The 25069-nt window shown below is 57.0% G+C and carries 24 protein-coding genes; 19 read left to right on the top strand and 5 right to left on the bottom strand.

What is annotated here, in order from left to right; all coding sequences use genetic code 11:
- Positions 1–28: 28 nt before the first annotated feature.
- Positions 29–979: a ribokinase gene (locus FVV99_RS10500; RefSeq protein ID WP_148254026.1), complete on the bottom strand. Its 951-nt coding sequence runs from the start codon at positions 977–979 to the stop codon at positions 29–31.
- On the bottom strand, positions 972–1916 hold the full coding sequence (locus tag FVV99_RS10495; RefSeq protein WP_148254025.1) for a D-2-hydroxyacid dehydrogenase: 945 nt from the start codon (positions 1914–1916) through the stop codon (positions 972–974). Before FVV99_RS10495 ends, FVV99_RS10500 begins: the two co-directional genes overlap by 8 nt.
- A 211-nt stretch (positions 1917–2127) precedes the next feature.
- Between FVV99_RS10495 and FVV99_RS10490 the strand changes: the two genes are divergently transcribed.
- The 14 genes from FVV99_RS10490 (at position 2128) to FVV99_RS10425 (ending at position 13678) form a co-directional block, all read left to right on the top strand.
- Complete coding sequence (locus tag FVV99_RS10490; protein ID WP_148254024.1) at positions 2128–2466, top strand: FmdB family zinc ribbon protein; 339 nt, start codon at positions 2128–2130, stop codon at positions 2464–2466.
- Between the two features lie 49 nt (positions 2467–2515).
- Complete coding sequence (gene aspS, locus FVV99_RS10485) at positions 2516–4294, top strand: aspartate--tRNA ligase (RefSeq protein ID WP_148254023.1); 1779 nt, start codon at positions 2516–2518, stop codon at positions 4292–4294.
- Between the two features lie 68 nt (positions 4295–4362).
- Entirely contained in the window at positions 4363–5112 is a 750-nt protein-coding gene (locus tag FVV99_RS10480; RefSeq protein ID WP_148254022.1) for a YebC/PmpR family DNA-binding transcriptional regulator, read from the top strand.
- Positions 5113–5121: 9 nt separating this feature from the next.
- A complete protein-coding gene (gene ruvC / locus FVV99_RS10475; protein ID WP_148254021.1) occupies positions 5122–5667 on the top strand; it encodes a crossover junction endodeoxyribonuclease RuvC in 546 nt (181 codons plus the stop codon).
- A 175-nt stretch (positions 5668–5842) separates the two neighbouring features.
- A complete protein-coding gene (ruvA, locus tag FVV99_RS10470; protein ID WP_148254020.1) occupies positions 5843–6460 on the top strand; it encodes a Holliday junction branch migration protein RuvA in 618 nt (205 codons plus the stop codon).
- Between the two features lie 38 nt (positions 6461–6498).
- The gene (gene ruvB / locus FVV99_RS10465; protein WP_148254019.1) at positions 6499–7539 is read left to right on the top strand and encodes a Holliday junction branch migration DNA helicase RuvB; all 1041 of its coding nucleotides are present in this window, start codon (positions 6499–6501) and stop codon (positions 7537–7539) included.
- On the top strand, positions 7536–7931 hold the full coding sequence (ybgC, locus tag FVV99_RS10460) for a tol-pal system-associated acyl-CoA thioesterase (protein ID WP_148254018.1): 396 nt from the start codon (positions 7536–7538) through the stop codon (positions 7929–7931). Before ruvB ends, ybgC begins: the two co-directional genes overlap by 4 nt.
- 24 nt (positions 7932–7955) lie before the next feature.
- Positions 7956–8645, top strand: coding sequence for a protein TolQ (gene tolQ, locus FVV99_RS10455; RefSeq protein WP_148254017.1), 690 nt, complete (start codon positions 7956–7958; stop codon positions 8643–8645).
- A 14-nt stretch (positions 8646–8659) separates the two neighbouring features.
- On the top strand, positions 8660–9100 hold the full coding sequence (gene tolR / locus FVV99_RS10450; protein ID WP_148254195.1) for a protein TolR: 441 nt from the start codon (positions 8660–8662) through the stop codon (positions 9098–9100).
- 9 nt (positions 9101–9109) lie between these two features.
- Positions 9110–10216, top strand: coding sequence for a cell envelope integrity protein TolA (tolA, locus tag FVV99_RS10445; RefSeq protein ID WP_148254016.1), 1107 nt, complete (start codon positions 9110–9112; stop codon positions 10214–10216).
- Positions 10216–11508 (top strand): Tol-Pal system beta propeller repeat protein TolB, encoded by a 1293-nt coding sequence (tolB, locus tag FVV99_RS10440; protein ID WP_148254015.1) that lies wholly within the window; start codon positions 10216–10218, stop codon positions 11506–11508. Before tolA ends, tolB begins: the two co-directional genes overlap by 1 nt.
- 45 nt (positions 11509–11553) lie before the next feature.
- Positions 11554–12093: a peptidoglycan-associated lipoprotein Pal gene (gene pal, locus FVV99_RS10435; protein WP_148254014.1), complete on the top strand. Its 540-nt coding sequence runs from the start codon at positions 11554–11556 to the stop codon at positions 12091–12093.
- 32 nt (positions 12094–12125) lie between these two features.
- Positions 12126–12899 carry a tol-pal system protein YbgF gene (gene ybgF, locus FVV99_RS10430; RefSeq protein ID WP_148254013.1) on the top strand — a complete coding sequence of 258 codons (774 nt, stop codon included), beginning with the start codon at positions 12126–12128 and terminating at the stop codon, positions 12897–12899.
- 17 nt (positions 12900–12916) lie between these two features.
- Positions 12917–13678: a YciK family oxidoreductase gene (locus tag FVV99_RS10425; protein WP_148254012.1), complete on the top strand. Its 762-nt coding sequence runs from the start codon at positions 12917–12919 to the stop codon at positions 13676–13678.
- Between the two features lie 12 nt (positions 13679–13690).
- Here FVV99_RS10425 and FVV99_RS10420 read toward each other — a convergent pair whose 3' ends face one another.
- Positions 13691–14368: an HAD family hydrolase gene (locus FVV99_RS10420; RefSeq protein ID WP_148254011.1), complete on the bottom strand. Its 678-nt coding sequence runs from the start codon at positions 14366–14368 to the stop codon at positions 13691–13693.
- Positions 14365–15096 carry a bifunctional 2-polyprenyl-6-hydroxyphenol methylase/3-demethylubiquinol 3-O-methyltransferase UbiG gene (gene ubiG / locus FVV99_RS10415; protein ID WP_148254010.1) on the bottom strand — a complete coding sequence of 244 codons (732 nt, stop codon included), beginning with the start codon at positions 15094–15096 and terminating at the stop codon, positions 14365–14367. Before ubiG ends, FVV99_RS10420 begins: the two co-directional genes overlap by 4 nt.
- A gap of 142 nt (positions 15097–15238) precedes the next feature.
- Here ubiG and galU point away from each other — a divergent pair, with 142 nt between their 5' ends.
- Positions 15239–16129, top strand: a complete 891-nt coding sequence (gene galU, locus FVV99_RS10410; RefSeq protein ID WP_148254009.1) for a UTP--glucose-1-phosphate uridylyltransferase GalU — start codon at positions 15239–15241, stop codon at positions 16127–16129.
- A gap of 3 nt (positions 16130–16132) precedes the next feature.
- A complete protein-coding gene (locus FVV99_RS10405) occupies positions 16133–17425 on the top strand; it encodes a nucleotide sugar dehydrogenase (RefSeq protein WP_148254008.1) in 1293 nt (430 codons plus the stop codon).
- Here FVV99_RS10405 and FVV99_RS10400 read toward each other — a convergent pair.
- On the bottom strand, positions 17389–18036 hold the full coding sequence (locus FVV99_RS10400; protein WP_148254007.1) for a superoxide dismutase: 648 nt from the start codon (positions 18034–18036) through the stop codon (positions 17389–17391). The genes FVV99_RS10405 and FVV99_RS10400 overlap by 37 nt on opposite strands.
- 230 nt (positions 18037–18266) lie before the next feature.
- Between FVV99_RS10400 and FVV99_RS10395 the strand changes: the two genes are divergently transcribed.
- Genes FVV99_RS10395 through tamB form a run of 3 tightly spaced genes read left to right on the top strand, consistent with a single transcriptional unit; the run spans position 18267 to position 25035 of the window.
- A complete protein-coding gene (locus FVV99_RS10395; RefSeq protein ID WP_148254006.1) occupies positions 18267–19085 on the top strand; it encodes a uroporphyrinogen-III C-methyltransferase in 819 nt (272 codons plus the stop codon).
- Between the two features lie 14 nt (positions 19086–19099).
- Entirely contained in the window at positions 19100–21058 is a 1959-nt protein-coding gene (tamA, locus tag FVV99_RS10390; protein ID WP_148254005.1) for an autotransporter assembly complex protein TamA, read from the top strand.
- Positions 21059–21081: 23 nt separating this feature from the next.
- Positions 21082–25035: an autotransporter assembly complex protein TamB gene (gene tamB, locus FVV99_RS10385; protein ID WP_148254004.1), complete on the top strand. Its 3954-nt coding sequence runs from the start codon at positions 21082–21084 to the stop codon at positions 25033–25035.
- Positions 25036–25069: the final 34 nt, after the last annotated feature.

The raw sequence follows: 25069 nt of genomic DNA, 5'->3' as shown, positions 1-25069 counted from the left end.
CCTCGTCGATAAGCGGGGATGAGCGGCTTCATTCAGCGTGGGAAGCGGATGTTACCAGGCTATCCCAATCGGCGAATGCGTCATCGACATCCACCGCAGAAGGAATGCTGGGAGCCGCTCCCGCCTGCTGGACGCACAGGGCAGAGGCCACACTGGCACGCTGCAGGCAATGTTCGATCGTCTCGTTGACCTGACGTGACGCCATGAAATAGCCAATGAACGTATCGCCGGCTGCCGTCGTATCGACGGCCACTACCTCGTGAGCGGGCAACTCGAATCGCTGCGTACCATGCTGATAACAGACGCCTGCGGCGCCAAGTGTCAGAACGATTTCCACCTCGGGGAGCTGACAGGCCAGCGCATCGAGTAGTTCATCGGCACCTGCATTGTCGCTCATGCCAGCCAGGCTGGCGGCTTCCCCTCGATTGACGAACAGGACCGAGCACGTATCCAGGGGGAGTTCATGGACCGCCGCCGTCATCGGAGCCGGATTGAATGCGATCGAAAGGCCGTGTTCGTGAGCTCGCTTCATGATATGGGCCAGACCGTTGCATTCGTTTTGCAGCAACAGCCAGCTTTGCGCAGGAGCCATCGCAACCCAACGGTCAATGTCACATTCACTAAAACCGTGATTGGCACCGGGATAGAGAATGATGGCGTTCTCGCCGTCATCATCGACCTGGATCAAAGCATGGCCGCTCGGCTCATCGACAGGGACGATATCACGGGTTTTCACGCCTGATGTAGCGAGAATGTCACGAGCCCAGTCATCCCCCGAATTCAAACGACCCCAGTGCGTGACATCGCCACCGGCTCTCGCAATGGCCAGTGACTGGTTAGCCCCTTTGCCGCCAAGCACCTGCCGATAACTCGTGCTGGATAACGTTTCGCCAGGCCGCACGAGGTGAGGTACGCGATAGATATGATCGATATTGATCGAGCCTAGATTGAACAGTGGCTGCTGCACTAGATCAGTCATCCTTGGAGCCTCGCCATTGTCTGAGATTGTCGACAGTCAGTTTGACAACGTTGGCACGGGCCTCCGGTGCGATCCAGGCGCTATGCGGTGTGACGATCAAGTTGAGCGGCTCGGATAGTGCCGAAATCAAAGGATGACCATCGTGGGGAGGCTCTACCGGTAACGTGTCGACACCTAGTCCCCCTAGGTGACCCTGACGTAATGCCGCCAACGCGGCTTCTTCATCAATGACGCCACCACGTGCACAGTTGATGACGATCGCCTCTCTTTTCAGAGTACTCAGACAGTCGGCATCCACTAGGTGGCAAGTTGCTTCGGTCAACGGGCAGTGCAGGCTGAGTATATCGGCCTGGGGGGCAAGCTCGCGAAGGCTCGGGCGCGCATCCTGTTGCTCATTCCCGGGACGTGCAGCGAACTGCACATGCATGCCGAACGCTTCCGCCAGGGATGCGACTCGTCGCCCCAACTCTCCTTGTCCCACAATGACGAGTCGTTTATTGGCGAGTTGGAGCGTGCGATGGTCGAGCAGACAGAAAAACGGGCTGTTCTCCCAATGGCCTTGCTGCACATCACGCTGGTATAACGGTAACCGGTTCGCCAATGCGAGCATCAGCATCATGGTATGCTGTGCCACGCTCTGGGTGCCGTACGCAGTCACGTTGCGAACGGCAATGCCCAACTTGTTGGCGGCCTCCATATCGATGTTGTTGGTGCCGGTGGCAAGCACACAGATCAATTCCAGTTCCGGCAAGGCATTCAGTGTATCCGCGTCGAGTACCACTTTATTAACGAGCGCAACGCGGGCGTTCTTCAAACGCTCAATGCGCCGATCTGAGGTCGTATTGTCATAGACATCAAGTCGATCGACTTCACTGCGCAAGGGAGACAGGTCGATGTCATCGCCCAGAGTGGCGGCGTCGAGGATTACGGCATGCATGGCAAAGTTCCTTCCTGGTATCGATGTCGTGCCATCTTGCCCGGCAGGGGGCGCAACACGCTATAATGTCGAGCTTTCGGGGCAGGCTTGGAAAGCGCGATGATTGGCCTTATATGCCTATCACTGGCCAGAGGTTCGCGATGTACTCCTGTCAGCGCGTTCCTCATGGTCGTCGTCCCGGAGTGTCGACGTTCTTAGGAGTGATAGAACCATGCCCATCTATGAGTACGAGTGCAAGGCCTGCGGCCATCGTCTTGAGAAGCTGCAGAAAATTAGTGCCTCCCCATTGACCGATTGTCCCTCATGCCATACGGCCGAGTTGACGCGATTGGTGTCGGCAGCCGGTTTCAGACTGGCCGGTGGTGGCTGGTATGAAACCGATTTTAAATCGGGCAGCAAGAAAAACCTCGCTGGTGACAGTACCGGCAGCCATTCGTCCGACTCATCAAGTAATGGCGCCGCGACTAAAGTGACGAATGCAAAAAGCGAAGGTGGTGGCAGTCAATCGCCAGCGGGCAGCGCCTCGTCTCGAGATGGCTCAGTGGCTTGATGTTCGCCATTTGATGATTTTTCGATAACGCAACAGAACAGGATTTGACATGCGCAGCCATTATTGCGGCCAGCTGAACGAAACTCTGGTGGACCAAGAGGTCGCCTTGTGCGGATGGGTACACCGCCGTCGCGATCACGGAGGAGTGATCTTCCTCGACATGCGCGATCGTGATGGCATAGCCCAGGTCGTAGTCGATCCCGATACCGCCGAGGCCTTCGCCAATGCCGACAGGGCCCGCAATGAGTACGTCCTGCGCATTGTCGGTCGCGTACGCATGCGTCCGGAGGGCACGCAGAATCCCAACATGCCGACCGGGCTGATCGAAGTCCTGGCGAATCAGGTCGAGGTCCTCAACAGTGCCGCGACTCCGCCGTTCCAACTGGATGAACATGGCAAGGTCGGTGAAGAGGTCCGCTTGACGCATCGTTACATCGATCTGCGACGTCCGGACATGATCGATAAGCTACGCTTGCGTTCCCGGATATCGCACAGCGTGCGTGCATTCCTGGAGGGGCAGGGCTTTCTCGACATTGAAACGCCTATTCTGACGAGGGCGACTCCCGAAGGGGCACGAGACTATCTGGTACCGAGCCGAACCCATGCGGGTAGCTTTTTTGCACTGCCCCAGTCACCGCAGTTGTTCAAGCAGCTGCTGATGGTGTCGGGCTTCGATCGATACTACCAAATCGCCAAATGCTTCCGCGATGAAGACCTGCGCGCCGATCGCCAACCCGAGTTCACCCAGATCGACCTCGAGGCTTCGTTCGTCGAGGAAGACGATATCATGGACATCACGGAGTCCATGATTCGTTCGCTATTCGCAGACGTTCTCGATATCGAGTTACCCGACTTTCCGCGGATGCCTTACGATGAGGCGATGCGCCGTTACGGGTCCGATAAGCCGGATTTACGCATCCCGCTGGAACTGGTGGATGTCGACGACCTGATGACGGATGTTGATTTCAAGGTCTTCTCCGGCCCCGCTAATGCCAGTGACGGGCGAGTCGCCGCGCTGAAGGTCAGTGGCGGGGCAGAGCTGTCTCGCAAGGCGATCGATGAGTATACCCAGTTCGTGAGTATTTACGGGGCGAAGGGGCTGGCCTGGATCAAGGTCAACGAGCGTAGTAAAGGCATTGACGGTCTGCAGTCACCGATCGTCAAGTTCATGGAGGGTATCGTCGATCCGCTGCTCGATCGTCTCGATGCACGCGACGGCGACATCATTTTCTTTGGCGCCGACAAAACGCGCATTGTCAATGAAGCGCTGGGGGCGCTGCGTGTCAAGCTGGGCGAAGATCTCGGCCTCTATACTCGCGACTGGGCACCGCTGTGGGTCGTCGATTTCCCCATGTTCGAGGTCGATGACGATGGCAAGTTGGCCGCCCTGCATCACCCCTTTACGGCACCTTCCTGCACGCCCGAATCTCTCAAGGAGAACCCGGCTGCCGCACTTTCACGGGCCTATGACATGGTTCTGAACGGAACGGAACTCGGCGGTGGCTCGATTCGTATCCACGATCAGGCCATGCAGCGCGTCGTCTTCGAGGTGCTGGGCATCGGTGAGGAGGAGGCCGAAGAGAAATTCGGTTTCCTGCTGGATGCCCTGAGATATGGTGCCCCCCCGCATGGAGGACTGGCTTTCGGCCTGGACCGCCTGGTGATGCTGATGACGGGAGCACGGACGATTCGTGAAGTCATCGCCTTCCCTAAAACACAGAGTGCCGCTTGTCTGATGACCGATGCCCCGGGTGATGTGTCGTCACAGCAGCTCAAGGAGCTCAATATTCGGCTACGCCATAAAGCTAAATCCGAGTCCAGCGAGTAAGGGCACGTATCCCCCTGCAATTGACCGGCGTCGTTGGACGCCGGTGGCACGCCACAGGAGTCTTTTGTATGGCAGGTCACAGTAAATGGGCCAATATCAAACACCGTAAGGCCGCTCAGGACGCCAAGCGGGGCAAGATCTTCACCAAATTGATCCGGGAATTGACCGTCGCTGCCCGACAAGGGGGTGGTGAACCCAATGATAATCCTCGTTTGCGGGCCGCGATCGACAAGGCGCTCTCGAACAATATGACCAAGGATACGATCCAGCGTGCCGTCGATCGTGGGGCCGGGAATACCGACGGCGACGACATGGAGGAGACGGTCTACGAAGGTTATGGTCCGGAAGGCGTCGCGGTCATGGTCGAATGCATGACCGACAACCGCAACCGCACCGTTTCCGAAGTGCGTCATGCGTTCAACAAACACGGCGGCAACATGGGCACATCGGGCTCCGTTGCCTTCATGTTCCATAAACAGGGGCGTCTGTTGTTGCCCGATGACGTTACCGAAGAGGCCGCCATGGAGGCAACGCTGGACGCGGAACCCGAGGAGATCGAGCAGCAGGACAACGGGGCGCTGGAGGTCGTCACGACACCGACCAGTTTTGGTGCGGTAAAAGACGCACTGGCGGCGGCAGGTATCGAACCGGTTTCCAGTGACGTCGGACTCTATCCGGATAACTATACACCGATAGACGATGTGGAACTCGCACGCCGTATCATCAAGCTGACCGATATGCTCGAAGACCTGGACGACGTGCAGAACGTCTATACCAACGCTGATTTCGACGATGCCATCCTCGATCAGCTCGAGTGAGCGCACTGCATGCTGATATTGGGTATTGACCCTGGTTCACGCACTACAGGCTATGGTCTCATCGATATATCCAGTGGCAAGCCGGTGTATGTCGGTAGTGGTTGCATTCGTATTCAGGCCGATGATTTGGCACAGAAGCTTGCCCAGATTTATGCCGGACTCAGTGAGTTGATCGCTATGCATCGAGTCGGCGAATTCGCTATTGAAAAGGTGTTCATGGCGAAAAATGCCGACTCGGCGCTGAAATTGGGGCAGGCTCGCGGTACGGCTATCGTGTGTGCGGCCAACCATGGACTTGCTGTTAGCGAATACGCAGCGCGTCAGATCAAGCAGGCCGTGACAGGGTCAGGAAGCGCTGAAAAAACGCAAATCCAGCACATGGTGGTCGCCGTTCTGGGCCTGAATGCGTCGCCTCCGGCTGATGCTGCCGATGCACTGGCCATTGCATTGACCCATGCGTATGCCCGTCAAGGGCGCGTGCCCAGCCAACCCTACAGTCGCCGCCGAACGGGGCGGGGTAAAGCTCAACGTTGGCGGGATTTTCGCCCAGAGTGACGGGATCGTCGGCTCATGTATGTGATGGGCCGCTAATTATCAAACGCTGTTCTATACAATGCTGGTCAGTGCCGCTACTGATCAGTATAGTAATTTCCAGCCGGTCATCTGATGGTGACGTCATACTGGCATTCCCATGTTCGGGGCCCCCCCGTCACACAAGGACAGTCATGGCATGATAGGACGCTTGCATGGCACGCTTGTCGAGAAGAAGCCTCCTTGGCTGATGATCGATGTTGGCGGTGTCGGTTACGAAATCGAGGCATCCATGAATACCTTCATGGCCCTGCCCGACACTGGAGAGACGGTTCGACTATTCACGCATTTGACCATACGCGAAGATGCGCATCTGCTCTTCGGGTTTGCCCGTGAGCAGGAGCGCGAACTCTTTCGTGCCCTGGTCAAGGTTAATGGCATCGGGCCGAAACTGGCACTTGCCATCCTGTCTGGCATGGATGAAGACGCCTTCATACGGTGCGTCATGGATGATGATATCAAGGCCTTGACGAGACTGCCCGGTGTGGGTCGCAAGACTGCCGAGCGACTCGTCATCGAGATGCGTGACCGCTTTCCTCATTGGCAGAATCAGGCGGCGCCGGCCACGGCGATGGAAAACATGCCAACAACCAGCGGCACGTCGTCCCGACGTGATACGTTGGCTGATGCCGAGGCAGCGCTGGTTTCTCTGGGCTATAAGCCAGCGGAAGCAGCTCGCATGCTGTCTGGTCTCGATGACGGACAGACTACCGAAGCCTTGATCAAGTCGGCTCTGGCCCGCAAGCTATCGAGCTGAACTCATGAGGAAGCTGACCATGACGAATGGGGATTCCCATGTTGGAGAGTGATCGCCTGATTGCTGCTGACGAGAAGGAAGGAGAGGCCGGTGTCGATCGAGCGATACGGCCTCGCAGGCTGACCGATTACATTGGCCAGCCCCAGGTCCGTGAGCAGTTGGACATCTTCATCAGCGCGGCACGCGGTCGACAGGAGAGTCTCGATCACACGCTGATATTCGGTCCACCGGGGCTGGGCAAGACGACGCTAGCCAATATCATCGCTTCCGAAATGGACGTCGATATCAAATCGACGTCGGGCCCGGTTCTGGAGCGTGCTGGCGATCTCGCCGCAATGCTGACCAATCTGCAAGAGGGCGATGTTCTGTTCATCGATGAGATACATCGCCTGTCGCCGGTTGTCGAGGAAATCCTGTATCCCGCCATGGAGGATTTCAAGCTCGACATCATGATCGGCGAAGGACCGGCAGCCCGGTCGATCAAGCTGGATTTGCCGAGTTTCACCCTGGTCGGGGCCACCACGAGAGCCGGTTTGTTGACATCGCCTCTGCGTGATCGTTTCGGGATCGTTCAACGTCTCGAGTTCTACGACATCGATGAACTGACCGAGATTGTTGCGCGCTCGGCACGTCTGCTCGGGGTCGAATCCGACCATGACGGCGCAACGGAGATTGCACGTCGCTCTCGCGGGACACCGCGGATTGCCAACAGACTCTTGCGTCGTGTTCGTGACTACGCTGAAGTCCGTGGCAACGGACGGCTGCAAGCCGATATAGCCGATCAGGCACTCAATCTGTTGCATGTCGACCGTCATGGCCTGGATAACATGGATCGTCGCCTGTTGTTGGCGATGATCGAGAAGTTCGAGGGGGGACCTGTCGGTGTCGACTCACTGGCTGCGGCCATCAGTGAGGAACGAGATACCATCGAAGATGTCATTGAACCGTACCTGATCCAGCAAGGGTTGATGATGCGAACCGCACGAGGTCGGATGGTCACTCGCCAGGCATACGTACACTTCGGTCTTTCCAGTGGCAGCAACGATGCTCCTGAGGCGGCGGGAGAGACGCGTCCATGAGGCATTTTGAGTGGCCGGTGACCGTATATATCGAGGATACCGATGCTGGAGGCATCGTCTATTACGTGAATTACCTCAAATATATGGAACGGGCGCGTAGTGAATGGCTCAAGCGATTTGGTATCACGCAATACGAGCTATTCCAGAAGGGCATCCAGCTTGTCGTACACCGACTTGACTGCCGTTATGCCAAACCCGCTCGACTCGATGACGAACTACTGGTCAGTGCCGTCATCGAATCACACACTTCCTGTCGCTTACGCTTCCACCAGGAAGTCACCCGACGTGGAGAAGGGCTTTGTGATGCCCGAGTCGATATTGCATGCATGGATGCGACTCGAGGCAAGCCGACTCGCTGGCCGACGGCACTTGCCGCGGCCCTCAATGGTTAACCAGCAAGACTGACGAGGACACCCGTGAACGACTCCATGTCCATTCCCTACTTGATCATGAACGCCAGTGGCGTCGTGCAATTCGTGATGTTGATACTGATTCTGGCCTCGCTGCTGTCCTGGATCGTGATCTTTCAGCGTAGCTTCGTCATTCGTCGTGCGAAACGAGCTCACCAGGATTTCGAAGAACGATTCTGGTCGGGAATCGATCTCAACGAGCTGTATAAGGAAACCCCTTCCGAACAGGAAACCGTGGGTGCCGAACACATCTTTCGTGCCGGTTTCCGTGAATTCAATCGCTTGCTACCCAAAACCCGCAACCCTCAATCGATTCTTGAAGGGGTCCAGCGCAGCATGCGCGTTGCCTGGTCTCGCGAAGAAGAGCGCTTGAACTTGCATCTAGTGTTTCTGGCGACAGTCGCATCGGCGAGCCCCTATATTGGTCTGTTCGGAACGGTATGGGGAATCATGGGATCATTCCAGAGTCTTTCGATGGCACAACAGGCCACATTGGCCACGGTCGCCCCGTGGATCGCCGAGGCCTTGATTGCGACTGCGATGGGATTGTTCGCTGCGATCCCGGCAGTCATTTTCTACAACCGCCTTTCGTCCGCCTCGAGCAAGCTCCTGGGTAAGTACGAGGACTTCGCCGAAGAGTTTCATTCAATCCTGCATCGCAATTTGCAGGGACGTGGTAATTCCGAAGGGGCTTGAGGAGACAGGCTATGATGCATGGTCCTTTTCACCGCGGCGGTCACAACAAGCCGATGGGCGAAATCAACGTGGTCCCTTTCATCGATGTCATGCTGGTGTTGCTGGTGATCTTCATGATTGCCGCTCCGATGTTGACGCAAGGTGTGCAAGTGGATCTTCCCCAAGTCACGTCGGAGCCCATTGAGGATGTCGAGGATAGCGACCCTGTTATCGTATCGGTAGACAAGGAGGGAAACTATTACATCTCGCTCGATGACGATGAGACCACGGTGTCGCTGGACAACATCGCGGATCGCGTGATGGCGATTCTGGAACGGAATCCCAACACCCCGGTCATGGTCAGAGGTGACCGGAATGTCTCCTACGGTCAGGTCGTGACATTGATGGGCACACTGCAGACTGCCGGCGTCGCGAATGTGGGGCTGATTTCAGAGCCGCCCGCCGATGAGGATTGAGGAAGCGTCATGGCCAGACACGACAAGCGTGTAGGCTATGGCCTGCCAACGATGTTGGCAGTCGGTCTTCACGTTCTGGTGATTATCATCAGCATGATCAGTTTGCCGTCCAGCACCAGTGATCCGACTGAGGCGTCGGTGGTTCAGGCTACGCTGGTCAGAACCGAAACGACGACGGATCAGGCGCTTCGCAACGAGGACGCTAGCGGTGGCACTGAGTCTTCCGATGAGGAGCCGGAGGAACAGCAGACGCAAGCGGAAGAGGCTGAGCAGGAACCTGCGGAAGAGAATACGCCTGAACCGGCAGACAATACCGAACAACAGGCGGCTGAGCGTGAAACTACCGCTCAGGAACGCGAGGAAGCCCGCCAAGCGGCCCTTGCAGAAGCGGAACGCCGGCAGCAGGAAGCCGAACGTCTGGCGCAGCAACGCGAAGAGGAACAGCGTCGTTTGGAAGAGGCTGAGCGTCAACGTGAGGAAGAACAGCAACGTCGCGAGGAGGCGGAAGCCGAGCGCCGACGTCAGGAAGAGGAGCAGCGTCGCCAGGAAGAAGCCGAGGCCGAGCGTCAGCGCCAGGAAGAACAGCGTCGTCAGGAAGAAGCCGAGGCCGAGCGCCAACGCCAGGAGGAAGAACAGCGTCGTCAGGAAGAAGCCGAGGCCGAGCGCCAGCGCCAGGAGGAACAGCGTCGTCGGGAAGAAGCCGAGGCCGAGCGTCAACGCCAGGAGGATGCAGCACAGCGAGCGGCGGAAGCGGCCAGCGGTAGCTTGGATAGGGCAATTGCCGGCGAGCAGGATGCGATTGCTCAAGCACGCCAGGCCGACGAAGCCGCCAATAGCTTTCAGAATCTGGTAAAACGGTATGTGGAACAGGCGTGGAATGTCCCACCCGAAGCGGATTCCGGCACGGTCGCCTTGGTCAGATTGCGCCTTCTGCCTACGGGCGAACTTGTCGAGGCGAATGTGATTCAAAGAAGCGGCAGTGACTCATTTGATCGTTCAGTGGTTCGCGCTGTCGAACGGGCTGCACCATTCAGGGAAATGCAGGACTTACCGCCGGGGGCTCAACGTCGCTTCCGTGAATTCAACCTACGATTCAGTCCAGGGGAAGTACGCTGATGAAACATTTACTGAATCTCTGTCTAGGGGTTGCCCTGCTGCTGGGCAGTGCCATCTCTCAGGCCGATCTTACCATTGAGATCACTCAGGGTAGCGATCGCGCTATTCCCATCGCTGTCGTACCGTTCGAGGTCGAGGGCAACGAGGCTCTACCGGAAGATATCGCCGATATCGTTAGTAATGATCTGGAACGCAGTGGCGAGTTCGACCCGCTATCGGCCAGCGCTCTGATCGCGCAGCCCAGCGAGAGTGGTGACGTCAACTATCGAGAGTGGCGTGCCGTCGACAGTGAATATCTTGTCGTCGGGCGCGTCGAGAACACCGGAGAGCAGTATCGTATTCAATTTGAATTGCTCGATATCTACGGTGAAGAGCGCATTCTGGGTGAGGTGGTGACCAGTAGCCGTGGTGAATTGCGTGCTGCCGCTCACTACATCAGCGACCAGATCTTTGAAGAGATTACCGGCGTACGCGGTGCTTTCTCGACGCAAATCGCTTATGTGACGGCACGGGGGAGTGCAGACGACCGCCGCTACGCACTCCATATTGCGGATGCCGATGGTCACAATAGCCAACAGATATTGAGCTCCAATGAGCCGATCCTGTCACCGGACTGGTCACCGGATGGTCAGAAGCTGGCCTACGTATCCTTCGAAACCGGTCGCCCGGCTATCTATATTCAAGACATCGCCTCTAGTGAACGTGTACGGGCCTCGTCATTCGATGGCATCAACGGTGCACCGTCCTGGTCACCGGATGGTCGTAAACTGGCGATGTCCCTATCTCGGGATGGGCAACCGGAGATCTATGTACTGGATATCGGTAGTCGTGAGTTCGACAGGATAACCAATAATGGCGCCATCGATACGGAGCCGAGCTGGTCTCCCGACGGCGATAGCCTCCTGTTTACCTCTGATCGCAGTGGCGGTCCGCAACTCTACGAGATCGATCTCGCCAATGGTAACACGGAACGCATGACCTTCACTGGCAATTACAATGCGCGAGGGCGTTACGCGCCGGACGGCGACGCTATTTTCCTGATACACCGCGATAACAATGGTTATCGTGTGGCGCGCCAGGATCTGGATGATGATAGGTTGGTGACGCTGACGGATTCCCGGCGTGACGAATCTCCCAGTGTTGCCCCCAATGGAACCATGGTAATCTTCGCCACCCAACAAGGTGGCCGCGGGGAACTGAGAGCGGTATCGGCCGATGGTGAGGCATCGTTTCGCCTGCCTTCGTCCGAAGGCAATGTACGGGAACCGGCATGGTCACCGTTCATGAACTGATGTGTCACGACGTTGATATCATTCATTCCTAGCAAGGAGTCGACAATGGAATTCAAGCCTCACGCCAAATACCTGGTTGCGGTACTCGCATTGGCAGCGTTAGCAGGTTGCTCCAGTACCGGTGGAACCCAGGATGGTTCGATGGACAGCGATGGTGCCGTTAGTGGTCGCGATTCGGCATCCACGCAGGGAGCCACCGGCACTGATCAGCAGAGCGGTACTCGCACGGGTAGCGGGATGGATGGTGCCGATGGCATTCCCCAGACCCGAACGATTTACTTCGAGTTCGATAGTGACCGCATTCGTAGCGAATTTGAATCGGTGCTCAACGACCATGCAGAGTACCTCAACGATAACCCGGGTACGGAAGTCGTGTTGCAAGGACATACCGATGAACGGGGAACTCGCGAGTACAACATGGCATTGAGTGAACGCCGTGCCAAAGCCGTCGAACGTTATCTATCGGTGCAAGGCGTTTCTTCTTCACAGCTGGACGTGGTCGCTTATGGCGAAGAGCGTCCCGCAGTCGACGGTACCGACGAAGAGAGCTATGCACGCAATCGTCGTGTAGTGTTTGATTACTGAGGCGATATGACCCTGTATCCAGGGAGTCGATAATGAAACATGGTCTGAAAGGGCTATGCGGTGCGGGAGCCCTGTTGCTCCCGTTATCTGTATTGGCCAGTCCCGAGATTACCGACCTTTCCGACAGTGCCAACGGTGGTAATGGCGGAGGAAGCTCGTTCTACGAGCAGACTGAAGCTCGTGGGGGCGGCAATCTGATGCTGCTCAATCAACTGGATGAGCAACAGGATCAGATTCGTCAGTTGCGCGGTCAACTGGAAGAGCTGCGCCATCAATTAGAACAGGAAAGACAACTATCCCGAGAACGCTATCTCGATCTAGAAGAGCGCCTCCGGTCTATTAGCGAGTCGGGTAACGGGACGCCTAGAGTCGATACCCAATCAGCACAGGACGTGGCTGCAGGAGGCTCTGAAGATGATAGCGCTGACAATGAGGCGCAATCGGCCTATCAAGAGGCATTCCAACATGTGCAGTCACGCGAATTCCCCACGGCTATCGAGGCTTTCGAGCGGTTTGTCGGCACCTATCCTGATTCTCGCTATACGGCCAACAGTTATTACTGGCTAGGTGAGTTGTATTCTGCGGAGTCTCAACTCGACGAGGCAGCGACTGCCTTTCGACGGGTCATTGATGACTTTTCGGACAGCAGTAAGGTGCCTGATGCCATGTACAAGCTGGGCTTACTGCAAATCAGGCAAGGGGAGACCAGTGGCGGACGTGAACTCTTGACCAGAACTCGCGACGAGTATCCTGATAGCACGGCCGCCGAATTGGCCAATGAGTTCCTCAAACAGAATACCGATTGAGGCTAGAAGAGGGCGCGATGAAATGCATGATCGACTACCAGGCTGCACATGATCTGTTGAAGGATCGTGTCGTGCTGGTGACTGGTGCTGGCGATGGGATTGGTCGCGCCGCTGCCAAGGTGTTCGCAGCTCATGGCGCTACCGTGGTGCTGCTTGGGCGTACGATTGCCAAGCTGGAAGCGGTTTACGATGAGATCGAGGCTGCAGGTGGCCCACAGCCGGCGATTTATCCTTTGAATCTGGAAGGAGCCGCCGTTGCGGACTATCAACATATGGCCGAAACGCTCGACAAGGAATTCGGCCGGCTGGATGGTTTGCTACACAACGCCGGTTTACTAGGACGCATTACCCCAGTCGAACAGTACAATCCCGCACTGTGGGAGCAGGTAATGCAAGTGAACATCAACGGTCCTATCTGGATGACTCAGGCCTTGCTGCCCTTGCTGAAACAGTCGCAGGATGCGTCGGTCATCTTTACGTCGTCGAGTGTCGGACGCAAAGGACGTGCATTCTGGGGCGCCTATGCCGTATCGAAGTTCGCTACAGAAGGTTTCGTCGACGTGCTTGCCGATGAACAGGAGAATGTCTCTCCCATTCGCGTCAACAGTTTGAATCCTGGCGCCACTCGCACACAGATGCGCAAGACTGCGTATCCGGGGGAAGATCCTGATGCCTTGCGTACGCCGGAAGACATCATGCCGACATACCTATGGCTAATGGGGCCGGATAGTCGTGCTCACAGTGGCGAACGCTTCGATGCTCAACCCCCTCGTCATTGAGCGGGCAGGCCATTACGTCGAACAGGATGTCGTGATCAATAGCGCAACGAGGGCCTCCGGCGTCGAGGCCCACAAGTCGGCTGGCCAATCAACGTAGTCGTTCCCGGCATCGAGATACCCATACCCCGCAGCAACAGCGACCATTCCGGCGGCGCTTGCCGCTTCCATGTCGCGTCGATGATCACCGATATACCAGCATTCATTCACCGGCACCCCCAGTTGCCGGGCCGCTTCCCAAAGCGGTTCAGGAGACGGTTTCTTTGTTTCCGTGTCATCAGCGCACAACAAGACTCCCGGTTCCAGCCCGAGGGCCTTGATCAATGGAACCGCATACGCCCTGGGCTTATTGGTGACAATGCCCCATGAACGCGGCGGTTGAGACCAATGTGTCAACAAGGCGTCGAGTCCCGGAAACAGGCGACTATCGGTGGCGACATCCCTACCATAGGCCTCCAACAGGAAGGTTCTCGCAGCAGCGTGGGCTGCATCGTTCTCATCGATACCCAGCGCTAGTGTAACCAGCGCATTCCCGCCGTTGGATACCTCGGATCGAATCTGTGCATACGGCAAGGGCGGCAAGCCATGGTAGGTGCGCAACGCATTGGTCGCTTTTGCCAGATCCGGCGCTGTGTCCACTAGGGTACCGTCGAGATCGAACAGTAACGTGCGCGGAAGAGATGTTGGTTTCACGGTAAGTCCAGACGGCAGTGCATCAGGTAATTGACGGATACATCATGCGTCGCCAGACGGTAACGACGGGTGACCGGGTTATAGGTCAACCCGCATTGCTCGCGAACCTGTAATCCGGTATGTCGGCACCAGCTCGACAGTTCCGAAGGACGGATGAACTTGTGATAGTCATGCGTCCCTCGTGGCAACAGGCTCAGGACGTATTCGGCACCGAGAATGGCGAATGCATAAGCCTTGGGGTTGCGATTGATGGTAGAAAAGAACACATGGCCATCGGGTTTCACCAAGGTGGCGCAGGCACGGACGACCGAAGCTGGATCAGGTACGTGTTCCAACATTTCCAGGCAGGTCACGACATCGTATGCGCCGGGGTGTTCGGTAGCCATCGTTTCGACACTGACCTGGCGATATTCCACCTCAACGCCACTCTCCTGTTGATGCAATCGCGCAACGGCCAATGGCTCCCTGCCCATGTCAATCCCTGTTACCTGCGCACCTCGATGGGCCATGGCTTCACTGAGGATTCCTCCCCCACAACCAACGTCGAGAACGCGTTTTCCCGCCAAATCGGCTCGGGAGTCGATGAAGTCCAGACGCAAGGGGTTGATATCGTGTAGCGGCTTGAACTCGCCTTGGCTATCCCACCAATGACTGGCCAATGCTTCGAATTTGGCGATTTCGACATCATCGACATTTTCAGCTTGAGATGGGACTGACGAACTGGTCATGATAGGCCTCTACGCTGAGATTCAGGTTCTCGATTCTATGACAGACTCATTCTACCCGCGATGTTTCCGTTTGTGTGGAAGAGTCGCCAGTCAGGCTGTGGCATAATTTCTCCATACATACACCGCAATGCAAGGATCCGTCATGATTCGCAAGGCCGTACTTCCCGTCGCGGGCTTTGGCACGCGTTGCCTGCCTGCCTCCAAGGCCATTCCCAAGGAAATGATCACGATCGTCGACAAGCCTGTCATTCAATATGTCGTGGAAGAAGCTGTCGAAGCGGGTATCAAGGAAATCATTCTGGTGACTCATTCCAGCAAGGGGGCCATCGAGAATCACTTCGACAAGCATTTCGAACTTGAGAGTACGCTGGAAGCGAAAGGGAAGACCGACTTGCTGGACGCGTTACGCAACATCATCCCTGATGACGTCAAGATCATCAGCATTCGCCAGTCCGAACCTCTCGGTCTGGGGCATGCGGTACTCTGTGCACGCCCCATTGTCGGTGACGATGACCCTTTCGCCGTACTCTTGCCGGATGTTCTCGTAGACGACGATGGCATGTCGAGAAACGATCTGGCCGGTATGATCGAAGCCTATGAAACTAGCGGGCAAGCTCAGGTGATGGTCGAGAACGTCGCCCGTGAACTTGTCTACAAGTACGGGATCGTCGAGCTGGATGAACCGGGCCTCGAACCAGGCAAGTCGACGTCTCTGATCGGGATGGTGGAAAAACCTGCCGTGGAAGATGCACCATCAACGCTGGCGGTGATAGGTCGCTACTTGTTGCCTGGCGCCATATTCCCAATACTGGCCCAGACCCCCCCCGGGGCTGGTGATGAAATCCAGTTGACGGATGCCATTGACAGTTTGAGAAGCGAGACCGGCGTATCGGCCTATCGCATGCAAGGCGAGACCTACGATTGCGGTCATCAATTGGGTTACCTTGAGGCCATCCTGGCATTCGCTAAACGCCATCCGAAATACGGCACTGAGTTCGATGACTTGTTGACCCGTTACGCGGCCAGGACATGAATCATGAGAGTTATCGTTCATGGCAGTGAGCTATCGGCCGCTACAGCGGCGGCAGCGTTAGCGAGTGTCGGTCATCGCGTCAATTGGTATCCCCACCCGGACACGCCATGGTCGTCGTTGCGTGAAGCGAGTTGGCTCACACGGGAACCCTCGCTACTCGAACAAATCGATTCGGCCATCGCGTCCCGGGATCTGGCGATTGTCGAATCCTTGGCCGCAACGTCCGTTGACCATGATGTCCTGTGGCTGGCGTTAGCGCCCGATCAGCGCCATAGCGCCGTAGACTGTGTTGCCCGGCTGGCTGATTCGCAGACCAGCCCGCTGGTCGTGATCAATAATTCGACCTTTCCTGTAGGCGATACCGAACGCCTGGAAGCGTCACTCGGTCATGCAGGGCAGGTGGCCGTCGCATTACCCGACATGATTGAAGAGGGGCGGGCATGGCAGGTATTTACACGACCGGAACGCTGGTTGCTGGGGTGCGAGGATGACGAGGCCGAACGTCAAGTTCGCGAGTTGTTGCGGGCCTTCAACCGCCGTGCCGATGTGTTTCAATGCATGTCGCGTCGTGCTGCCGAACTGACGAAGCTGGCGATCAACGGGATGCTGGCTACGCGTATCAGTTACATGAACGAGGTCGCAGGGCTGGCGGATTCCCTCGACGTGGATGTCGAACAAGTGCGCCGAGGAATGGGGGCGGATTCTCGTATCGGTTACGAATATCTCTATCCGGGGTGCGGTTTCGGCGGTCCCAACTTTTCACGCGATTTGATGCGTCTGGCCGATGTACAATCGGCCAGTGGACGAGATTCGGTGCTTCTTGAACGCGTCCTGGACATCAACGAGCACAAGAAGGAAACGCTTTTCAGAAAGTTGTGGGCCTATTTCCAAGGGCAGTTGGAAGGACGAACCATTGCCATATGGGGAGCGGCGTTCAAACCGGGCACGGCTCGCATCGATCATGCGCCGGTATTGACGTTGCTGAAAGCGCTCTGGGCACAAAGCGTCAAGGTGCAGTTGCACGATCCTGCAGCCATCCCTGCGCTGATCAGCGACGTTGGCAACCACCCATTGCTCACGGTATTCGAGGATGATCCCTATCAAGCATGCGAGGGAGCCGATGCGCTGATGTTGGTGACTGAATGGAAGCTGTACTGGAATCCGGACTGGCGACGTCTGCGCAAAGAGCTCACTGAGCGGTTGATACTTGATGGTCGCAATATCTACGACCCGGACTATGTCGCGGCCAGCGGTTTAAGCTACCGTGGCATTGGACGTCGAGCCGATCCCGGGTAATGGCCCACGAATGGCGAGTCCGAGTTCAGGGCAACGAATTCCCAGTTGACGATGTGCCACAATGCGTCGATATACCGACGACAGGCGGTCAAGTGATCGCCGTTTCTCACGTAATCCAGGTAATAGGCGTGTTCCCAGAGGTCGATCGCCAAGAGTGGCGTCAAGCCGTGAGTCAGTGGCGTATCGTTGTCGTCTGTGGAGAGCACGGCAAGCTCGCCATCGAATGATTTGACCAGCCAGAGCCAACCAGAGCCGACATGACGATGAGCACAGGTGGTGCAGGCATGCTGAAAGCCTTCGAAACTGCCAAAAGCCGACTCCAGGTCATTGAGCAAAGATGCATTGGGTCTACCGCCGCCGAAGGGAGAAAGACAGTGCCAGAAAAAGGTGTGATTCCAGGCATCGGCGGCATGTTCATACAGCGCTCCCGTTGACTGAAGTAGGAGTGTCTCCAAAGACCAATCGGCCCGGGAGGTTGCGTGAGTCAATCGATTGAGTGCTTTGATGCTGTCCCCATGATGGTGCCGGTAATGGTACTCAATCGCTTCCGCGGATAGATAAGGCGCCAGCGAGGGAGTGTCATAGGGCAGTGCGGGTAATTCAAATGGCATTCCGACGACTCCTGAATCAGTCGTTGCTAGACGAATGTTTTGATGGATAATTGCCACCCGCTACCGAACCCGGCATAAAAAACCGTACAATACCAACTATCTGCGCAAGGCGGATCGCCACATCGTAGCAGCATGGGGTATGCTCGCCAATAACGAGCCATACCGTCGTTCCCTGCTTACGATCGTGCATACCGTCACGAGAGTCGTTGTCCGGACAGGAGTCCTTTTCTATGGCCGAGCGCCCGGAGGAAGAACGTATTACCCCACGTATCGTGCCTGATGCCGATGCCAGTTTTGGCTCACATCCCCCTCCTAGGCAGCGTCATGCGCCGTCACCCAGGGTCTGGCCATTGTGGTGCTTGTTGCTTATCGTCCTGTTGACCATGTCGGGATTTGGGTATGTCGGTTGGCAGGTGTATCAGACGCTTCAGCGTGATATCAACGCGCTGGAAGGGCAACTATCCAACATTCACGCACGTTTCGATAGCGTCGATGAAACGCGCACCACGGGTCTGGATGATATCGAAGATCAGTTGGAATCACTGACCAATGAACAACAGACATTCACAAGCCGGCTAGACGATCAGCAGGATCGGCTCGATACGGTCGAAGGAAACGAGGATGATCAAGAGCGCCTTGCTGAATTGACCCAACGCCTGGAAAGCATGGACGAGGATTACCAGACCCTGAGCGATATCGTCGCGGCAACCCGAGAGTCACTGAATGCTCTGGAGCAAGCCGGGGAAGATAGTCGTGCCACACTGGAAAGCCGGCAGGCGGATAACACGGAACGCCTTGATGCTTGGCAAGAACGGTTGGACCAGTGGGAAGATCGGCAGACTGCCCAGGACGTGCTCGTTTCATCTCTGATGACATCCGTTCGTTCACTGGAAGAACGGCTAGGCTCGCTGGAGGATAGCCGAGAGACCGGTCAGCAGAGCTTGAGCGAGTTGCAGCAACAAGTGGAAGACAATCAGGATCAGTTAAGGGAATTGCGTCAATCCCAATTGGCTCTCAATGCACAGCTTGAAGCACTGCAAGGACAGTAAAAGGATGTCGGTGCATGGATGATTGCCTGAGTGTGTCCGATAAGTCATCGAGCGATGGCCACGAGGCAACGATCGGCGAAAAGTCGGAGTTTACGGGGTGTCATCGAACTCAGACAGCGTTCGGGCAACGCGTGACCCGCCGTTGGGGCCTGTTCGTTCTCATTGTTTGCCTATCGCCACCCGCTATGGCTCTGGAAGCCCGTGTCGATGGCCTGGATAATGAGCAGGCCAAGAACAATGTGGTGACCTATCTCGATGGCGTGGCTGGTGAGCGCTACAGTCGTAGCCGACTCGAGGCGGTCATCAGACGACGGAGCGCGGAAGCGTTGCGCGTTTATGGCTACTATGAGCCCCAATTCAATGTGGAGCTCGTTGGGGAGCCAGTCGAACATGCCAACTTGACGATCGACCCCGGTCCACGTGTCACTATCACTGAACTCAATATCGGTGTCACCGGTGATGCCTCGAACGACAACGCCTTCACGGAGGTTCTCGACGATTTTTCGCTATCTGTTGGCGATCCTCTGGTTCATGCACCATATGATAGTCTGAGAAACCGCTTATCGGCGCTCTCGATGGAGCGTGGATACTTTGATTCACGCTTTCGACAACGACGGATGGAAATCCGCCCTTGGGAAGAGAGTGCGAGATTGTATCTGTCTCTTGACAGCGGTCGCCGGTACCACTTTGGCGACGTCCATTATCGTGGTAGTCATATCGATGAGACTCGCTTGCGTCGCATGTTGCCGTTCGACACCGGTTCGCCTTACCTTGCCAGCGATCTGGCAACCTACAACCAGCGGCTGGGCCAAAGCGATTGGTTTTCCTCCATCAGTGTCCGTCCTCGTCTGAGAGCTACGGAAGGATTGGCGATCAAGACGCCGACCTCGCAGTGGTGGCAAGAAGCGGAACTGGCAGACGTTGAGTCCCGATCATCGTCCTCGAGACTGACGGCAATGGCCTTGTCGGCAGTCGGCTCCATCAACCCGGACAGAACCCACGATGTGCCGGTCGACGTGGAGCTTACTCCCGCCGACCGGCATCAGTTCGAAGCCGGCATCGGCTATGCCACGGATGTGGGCCCCAGACTCCGTTTCTCCTGGGAGCAACCCTGGATCAATAGCGATGGTGACAGCCTGGATCACGATCTTTTTCTGTCGGCACCGGAGCAACGATTGACCGGTGAGTACACGATGCCCCTGGCAGACCCTCTCAGGGATAGCTATCGACTGCAGTATGGGTTTCGTCAACGCGACAATGAAGATACCCAGAGTCTGGAAGCCGCCGTCGAGCTTGCAAGGCGTTGGGAATTCGACAATGGCTGGAATCAAAGCCTTTATGTCCGTGCGCTTTATGAAGATTTTACTCAGGCCGATCAGGAGGATCAGGTACTGCTCTATTACCCCGGCATCAGTTGGTCCCGTACCCGTACACGTAACCCGACCTTTCCCTCATGGGGCGACCGTCAACGACTGGCATTCGAATATTCGGACACGCTGTGGGGCTCTGATGCCACCTTCCTGCGTGCCACACTCGACTCTCAATGGATTCGGATGATCGGAGACGACACCCGCCTGGTCGGTCGTACCGGTGTCGGGACCATCGATACGGAAGACTTCAGCAAGATACCGCCGTCATTGCGCTTTTTTACGGGTGGGGATCGCAGTGTACGTGGGTACTCCTATGAGAGTCTGGCACCGCGCAATGACGATGGTGAACTGCGTGGCGGTCGCCACATGTTCACTGCCAGTGCCGAGGTACAGCAACGCATCACCGGTGATTGGTGGGGAGCCACCTTCGTCGACACCGGTGATGCATTCGATAGCTGGTGGCCGGATACGCTCAACACCGGTGCTGGCCTGGGAGTCCGCTGGATTTCTCCTGTCGGCCCGATCCGACTCGATATCGCTCACCCTTTCGACGACGAGGATGATTCGTGGCGCATTCATTTCGCCATCGGCCCCGAATTCTAAACGTCATAGTGGCCCTCTGGGCCATGCTACGCACGTTACTATGGATTCCACTCTGGCTGATCGGCCTGATGCTATTGGTGTCGGGATTGGCTTTATCGCCATGGGGAACCGATGTGTTGCTCGAACAGGGCCAGTCGCGAGGGTGGCTGACTTATGAGTCGGCGGAAGGGGCGCCTCTCGACGCATTACGGATCGATGGTCTGCACTTGACGGCAGGGCAAGTCGAAGTCCGCCTGGACAGCCTCAGCCTCGTCTGGGCAGACGATTGCCTGCTGTCGGGGCGACTCTGCATCGACGATTTATCCCTCGATGGACTGCGTCTCGACCTGCATGGAAGTGCAACGACCGAGGAAGCGCCTTCCTCCGCCGGTGATGAAGACGCCGAGCCACTGTCGCTTGATCTGCCGTTTCCGATTGAGCTGCGACGCTTGTCGTTAACCGATATCGAGATCACCCTGGCCGATGGTACGCGTCTGGGATGGAAATCATTCCATTCCGGCGCTGTTGCGGAAGCGGATCGTCTGACGCTCTCACCGACGACGCTGATGTCGCCCTTTCTGGCGTTGCCGGCCAGTCCCGGCAACGTCCTCGCGCTTGCCGGCGATGCGGAACCTCATGACGATCGCATCGTTGCATCGGCCATTGACGCCTCTCTTGCTGCCCAATCGCCTCTGCCGGCTACGGCCGAAGAGACCTTGTCGGACACCGAGACGGTGCCTCTGGACGAGCGGAAGGCGCTCGAACTGCCCGCCATTCGTTTGCCGATCGCCATTGAGGCCCCCGACTTGCAGGTTGAGGATTTCCAGTTGACCGGGCCGACGGATTATCAGGTGCCGCATCTGGCGCTGGCCGTATCCGGTGAAGGACATCGTGTCCATATCGAGCCATTAGAGATCGAGACACGCGATGCCGACATCGAGCTCCGTGCCGATATCACGCTACGCGACGACTACCCCCTGGATGCCGAGTTGCTGGCCGAACTTTATTTGCCTGACATGTTTCCCCAGCTGTCAGGTGAACGGCTTTCCCTCACGCTCGGGGGAAGTCTTGCCGATCTCGACGCGAGCGTGAGTGCCGAGGGACCGGCAACACTGCAAGCCGATGGGACACTGAACGTGTTGAACCCGACCTTGCCATTTTCCTTGGCACTACAGGCTCAGGCACTGCGATGGCCATTGGGAGAGCAGGCGGCCACCGATGACGCCACGATCTACCGGCTGGAAGATCTGAATCTGCAGGTCGCAGGTGACTTGCAAGGATATCGCACTGAACTGTCGGTCATGGCAAGTGGTACGCAATTGCCGCGCACCCGCCTGGACATGACAGGTGATGGCAATCTCGGACGATTCGAATGGTCGCCACTATCGTTGACGACCGAACGGGGATCGTTGGAGAGCCAAGGCACGATCAGTTGGACAGAGGGGCTGGACGTTGGCGCGAGTATACAACTCGATGACCTGGATCCCGGTCAATTCAGCGACGCCATCGATGATAGCCGGATCAGTGGCGAGAGCCGAATCGAGTTTACTCAGGACGCCGAGGGATGGCGCATCGATGTCCCGGAATTGGCTCTGGATGGGCAGTTGCAGTCATTGCCATTTGCGCTGGATGCCCGGCTGGCAGGCAATGACGCTATGCATTGGCAAGTGGAAAGGCTCGATCTCCGACAGGGTGACAACCGCCTGACAGCACAAGGGGAACTGGCCGAGCATCTCGATTTCGTAGGCACACTGGATGCACCTCGGCTTGGGACAATTTCCGACCAGCTCGGTGGCAGGGTACGTGGCGACATCGTCATCGGCGGGACATTGGCGTCGCCTCAACTCGAGCTCGACGTGCGGGGAGAAGCGCTGCATTTCGCCGCTAACCGACTCGATGACCTCTCGGTCGTCGCCGAGGTCAACGGTATCGATGATCCCCGGATGGACATGACCCTCGAGGCGAGCGGCATCGAAGCAGGGAATCAGCGCGTTGAGACTCTGGTGCTTGGATTGACTGGCCGGTTGTCCGATCATCGGCTGACGCTGAATGCCCAGGCCAATGACAGTATGCCGCTCACACGTGCTGAACTGGCTCTCACGGGCGGAATGAATAACGACCGGACTCGCTATCAAGGCCGTCTCGATCCGTTATCGATCGATACTCAGCAAGGTGACATCCGTTTAGCCGAAGCGATCGATTTCACCGCGAACCTGGACGCTGGCAATCTCCTGGTACAACCGTTCTGTCTGCGTCGTGAATCAGGAGGCCGCCTGTGCCTTTCTGAACGTCTCGACGCCTCCGCCAATGCAGGACGGGCTGTGGTCGCCCTGCATGAACTTCCCATGGACTTGATATCCGCCACCCTGCCTGACGATTGGACAGTGGATGGCGAGACGCAAGGTGAGGTGACTGTCGTCTGGCAGCAGGGCGGTGCTGACTGGTCACTGGATGCCGCGATCGATAGTCGTTTGTCTCTGCAAGGTGTCGATGCCTATGGACAGCCATGGGAACTGCCGGAATCGCGTCTGTCCTTGACCAGTGACGCGACGCCGGCACAAGCGGAACTCGGTTTGGAAGCCAGCCTTGCCGAAGCAGGCGACATGACACTCACTCTCAATATCGACCAACCGCTCGAAGCGGGCGACTTGAGCGGTACGCTGTCTCTCGAGGGGATACGGCTTGCTCCATATCGTGCATTTGTCACGGGCGTGGATGTCTTCGAAGGTGACATTGGTGGGGAAGTCGACATCGCTGGAACGCTCGACAACCCGGATCTGGATGGAACGCTTCAGATGACGGGGCTACGAGCGAGTGGCGGGGAGTTGCCTCTCGATCTTCACGATGGCGAACTGACTATCGAACTGATGGGCAATCGCGGCTCAATCGACGGTTTCATTGCCGCCCAGGAAGGCCGGCTGACGCTTGATGGCAATGCTCGCTGGCCGAGCCGCGAGTCATGGCAGGCATCGCTCACTGTCGATGGTCGTGACGAGCCCTTGCTGATCGACATGCCGGAATTCGGTCGGTTGCGTATCGCGCCCGATCTGAGCATCGATACCGCCCCATCGCACCTTCGCATACGCGGTCGCGTCGAGGTGCCCTGGGCGAGATTGGAGGTGGGTCAGATACCGCCCTCTGCGACGTCCCCGAGTCCCGACGAGGTCATCATCAGCGAACGAGAGGATCGCGCCGCCGAGCAAGCAAGACGTTCGGATGACGATACAGGGGGCGACACAGCTACCTCAGAAGCACTGGCCAACGCCGGGATGCCATTGGACATGCAGATCGATCTTGCCTTGGGGCCGGATATGCAACTCGACGCGTATGGGTTGGAATCGGGGTTGCAAGGCAACCTGGAGGTCCGTCAGGGACGGGGGCCACTACAGCTGTTCGGTGATGTCAATCTAGTCGATGGCCGTTTCAGTGCCTTTGGCCAGGAGTTGCTGATTCGTCGTGGCGAGATCCTGTTTAGTGGCCCGACGGACCAACCTCTGCTTGATTTCGAAGCGATTCGCGACCCCGAGGTCACGGAAGACGGTGTCATTGCTGGACTGCGTGTGACTGGGCCTGCATCTTCACCGCAATTGACGGTTTTCTCTGAACCGGCAATGGATGAAACGCGCGCCCTGTCGTATTTATTACGCGGCCGGGCTCCCGAGGACGGTGATGCCGATGGGGCCTTGACCTCGGCACTGATCGGATTATCTCTGTCCCGTACAGGAAGCACCGTCGGGCAGATTGGCGAAGTGTTCGGTGTCGACGAGCTGGCATTGGATACTGCTGGTGCTGGTGATGACAGCCAAGTAGTGGTAAGCGGTTACGTTTTCGACGATCTAAAGGTCAGTTACGGTGTGGGGATCTTCTCGCCGATCGCCGAGCTTACGCTTCGTTATACACTCTGGCAGAATCTGTATCTGGAAGCCGTTTCCGGTGCCGCTCAGGCCGTGGATCTCGTCTATCGCTTTAGTCTTGGCAACACTGCAAATGCTCCCTGACAATGAAGAACGACTGACATTGGAGACTAATGAT

The organism is Aidingimonas lacisalsi, from assembly GCF_008079445.1.
Taxonomy (GTDB): Bacteria; Pseudomonadota; Gammaproteobacteria; order Pseudomonadales; family Halomonadaceae; genus Aidingimonas; species Aidingimonas lacisalsi.
The sequence above is the reverse complement of the archived record's forward strand: the minus strand, read 5'-3'. Positions and strand labels throughout refer to the sequence as shown.

Bases quoted from the DNA above. Each gene is read 5' to 3' on its own strand.
- FVV99_RS10500 (WP_148254026.1), bottom strand. From the start codon at position 979: ATGACTGATCTAGTGCAGCAGCCACTGTTCAATCTAGGCTCGATCAAT.
- FVV99_RS10495 (WP_148254025.1), bottom strand. From the start codon at position 1,916: ATGCATGCCGTAATCCTCGACGCCGCCACTCTGGGCGATGACATCGAC.
- FVV99_RS10490 (WP_148254024.1), top strand. From the start codon at position 2,128: ATGCCCATCTATGAGTACGAGTGCAAGGCCTGCGGCCATCGTCTTGAG.
- aspS (WP_148254023.1), top strand. From the start codon at position 2,516: ATGCGCAGCCATTATTGCGGCCAGCTGAACGAAACTCTGGTGGACCAA.
- FVV99_RS10480 (WP_148254022.1), top strand. From the start codon at position 4,363: ATGGCAGGTCACAGTAAATGGGCCAATATCAAACACCGTAAGGCCGCT.
- ruvC (WP_148254021.1), top strand. From the start codon at position 5,122: ATGCTGATATTGGGTATTGACCCTGGTTCACGCACTACAGGCTATGGT.
- ruvA (WP_148254020.1), top strand. From the start codon at position 5,843: ATGATAGGACGCTTGCATGGCACGCTTGTCGAGAAGAAGCCTCCTTGG.
- ruvB (WP_148254019.1), top strand. From the start codon at position 6,499: ATGTTGGAGAGTGATCGCCTGATTGCTGCTGACGAGAAGGAAGGAGAG.
- ybgC (WP_148254018.1), top strand. From the start codon at position 7,536: ATGAGGCATTTTGAGTGGCCGGTGACCGTATATATCGAGGATACCGAT.
- tolR (WP_148254195.1), top strand. From the start codon at position 8,660: ATGCATGGTCCTTTTCACCGCGGCGGTCACAACAAGCCGATGGGCGAA.
- tolA (WP_148254016.1), top strand. From the start codon at position 9,110: ATGGCCAGACACGACAAGCGTGTAGGCTATGGCCTGCCAACGATGTTG.
- tolB (WP_148254015.1), top strand. From the start codon at position 10,216: ATGAAACATTTACTGAATCTCTGTCTAGGGGTTGCCCTGCTGCTGGGC.
- pal (WP_148254014.1), top strand. From the start codon at position 11,554: ATGGAATTCAAGCCTCACGCCAAATACCTGGTTGCGGTACTCGCATTG.
- ybgF (WP_148254013.1), top strand. From the start codon at position 12,126: ATGAAACATGGTCTGAAAGGGCTATGCGGTGCGGGAGCCCTGTTGCTC.
- FVV99_RS10425 (WP_148254012.1), top strand. From the start codon at position 12,917: ATGAAATGCATGATCGACTACCAGGCTGCACATGATCTGTTGAAGGAT.
- ubiG (WP_148254010.1), bottom strand. From the start codon at position 15,096: ATGACCAGTTCGTCAGTCCCATCTCAAGCTGAAAATGTCGATGATGTC.
- galU (WP_148254009.1), top strand. From the start codon at position 15,239: ATGATTCGCAAGGCCGTACTTCCCGTCGCGGGCTTTGGCACGCGTTGC.
- FVV99_RS10405 (WP_148254008.1), top strand. From the start codon at position 16,133: ATGAGAGTTATCGTTCATGGCAGTGAGCTATCGGCCGCTACAGCGGCG.
- FVV99_RS10400 (WP_148254007.1), bottom strand. From the start codon at position 18,036: ATGCCATTTGAATTACCCGCACTGCCCTATGACACTCCCTCGCTGGCG.
- FVV99_RS10395 (WP_148254006.1), top strand. From the start codon at position 18,267: ATGGCCGAGCGCCCGGAGGAAGAACGTATTACCCCACGTATCGTGCCT.
- tamA (WP_148254005.1), top strand. From the start codon at position 19,100: ATGGATGATTGCCTGAGTGTGTCCGATAAGTCATCGAGCGATGGCCAC.
- tamB (WP_148254004.1), top strand. From the start codon at position 21,082: ATGCTACGCACGTTACTATGGATTCCACTCTGGCTGATCGGCCTGATG.